We start from the raw sequence: 1,834 nt of genomic DNA on the forward strand, positions 1-1,834 counted from the left end.
AGCCAATCAAAGCGGTTCCTCGCAAATTCTCCAGCACGGCGGCATTATACCGCCTTTCGCTCGTGGTGAGGGTATACTCACACGGATGTTTGAGGACGAAGGCTATGAACTTATTCCTGAGGTGCTCGCTCTGCCTACGGTGGAGCGGCTCCGGGCAGCACTGGGCAGCGCGGGTGATACGTCACAACGCGGCGAGAGTGTCTACGCCCAGCGCAATATCCTCACTCTCGCCGAGGTACAGGCCGTCGCCGCCGATCCGCACGTTCTCGCGCTCACGGGCTGCGCGACCATCGCCACGCGTGCGATCTTTTTCGATAAAGTGCCCGGTGCAAACTGGCATGTGGGCTGGCACCAGGACCGCGCTATCGCCGTCGCCGAGCGCCGCGAGCTGCCCGGCTGGGGTCCCTGGACAGTTAAGGCGGGCGTGGTGCATGTTCTGCCTCCCGCCGAAATCTTGGAGAAAATGATCACCGTGCGCCTGCATCTTGACAACTGTGATGAAAACAACGGCCCGTTGCGGGTGCTCCCCGGCTCGCACCGTCACGGGATTTTGAGCGCCGAGCAGCTCGCCGCGCTACGCAAGCAAGTGCCCGAAGTGGCTTGCCTGCTCCCTTGTGGCGGTGCCCTGGTAATGTCCCCGCTCCTGCTCCATGCCTCGTCACCCGCACAGAGTCCACTTCACCGCCGCGTCTTGCATATCGAGTTCGCCCCCGAAAATCTTCTGCCGGAGTGCCTCGCATGGGCGATCTAACGACCTGGTTTGAGCAAGAGGCCTACGCTGTGCGCTTCGACTGGGGCCAAGACGGTGCGGCGCGGGCGGGTGCACGCGGCGACACGGTGATTATCGTGGACATCCTGCGCTTCTCTACCGCTGTCGCAGCCCATGTCGCCGCGGGGGCCACTGTCGAGCCGCGCCACTGGAAAGAGGGCGCGGATACATCCTTATTGTCCCCCCGCTCGGCGAACCCATCCCCCCGGCCCCCTTCCCTGTCCCAAGGAAGGGGGAGGCAAGAGGAGCCTATTGCGCTTGCCTCACCCAATGGCGCGATGTGTTGCCGCGCCGCGAGTACATCAGGCGCGCGTGCTATTTTTGCAGGAGCACTTGTCAATTCAAGCGCGGTTGCAGCGGCGGCACGCGCACTCAAGACTCCCGTCACCGTCATCGCTTGCGGCGAAAAATGGCCCGATGGCTCGTTGCGCTTTGCCCTTGAGGATCTACTGGGTGCGGGCGCAGTTATCGCCGCGCTCCGCAACTTGCCCTCGTCACCCGAAGCAAAAGCCGCACGGGCAGTATTTCTCTCCGCCAGATCACAGCTTCCGACACGCTTGCTGACCTGCGGCAGTGGCATCGAGCTGATTGATAAAGGAAAAGAAGCCGATGTGCACTACGCCGCGCGACTTGATTTCTTATCCGTGGCTCCACGTTTACGAGAGGGCATTTTTAGCAACAACCTCACCCCAGACGATAGGATTATGTCATGACAATTCGACCCGATTCCCTAAGCGACGCGGACTATGCCGCGCGCATCACGATCTCCCATGCCTGCTACCCGGACTATATCGAGACTATTGAGGAGCTCCGCTTCTCGGACAATAACCGCGATCCTAAGATTAAGTGGGCACGCTTTGTTGCCGAAGTAGACGGTACTCCTGTGGCGATTGGTAACTACAGCCAGAGTATGGACATGTACCATCCCCAGAAGTTTGGAGTCGGGGTTTCGGTGCTCCCAGAGTACCAGGCACAAGGAATTGGGAAAGCGCTCTATGAGCATGTCGTAGCGGCGCTCGCCCCACATGAGCCGATCCTTTTGCGCGGTCACGCACGCGAGGATAA

3 protein-coding genes are annotated in these 1,834 nt (G+C 60.6%); all 3 read left to right on the forward strand.

Annotation, left to right across the window (positions count from 1 at the left end):
• The coding region (locus tag ACH2EH_RS08730; RefSeq protein WP_395140826.1) for a phytanoyl-CoA dioxygenase family protein at nt 1-751 on the forward strand (751 nt) is incomplete at its 5' end.
• A complete protein-coding gene (locus ACH2EH_RS08735) occupies nt 739-1,482 on the forward strand; it encodes a 2-phosphosulfolactate phosphatase (RefSeq protein WP_395140828.1) in 744 nt (247 codons plus the stop codon). The genes ACH2EH_RS08730 and ACH2EH_RS08735, both read left to right, overlap by 13 nt.
• Nucleotides 1,479-1,834, forward strand: a 356-nt coding sequence (locus tag ACH2EH_RS08740) for a GNAT family N-acetyltransferase (RefSeq protein ID WP_395140829.1), incomplete at its 3' end; no start/stop codon positions are given. The genes ACH2EH_RS08735 and ACH2EH_RS08740, both read left to right, overlap by 4 nt.

It is taken from the genome of Armatimonas sp. (assembly GCF_043760365.1).
Lineage (GTDB): Bacteria > Armatimonadota > Armatimonadia > Armatimonadales > Armatimonadaceae > Armatimonas.

What these genes read in the sequence shown, in the direction of transcription:
- ACH2EH_RS08735 (WP_395140828.1), top strand. Translation starts at nt 739, where the DNA reads ATGGGCGATCTAACGACCTGGTTTGAGCAAGAGGCCTACGCTGTGCGC.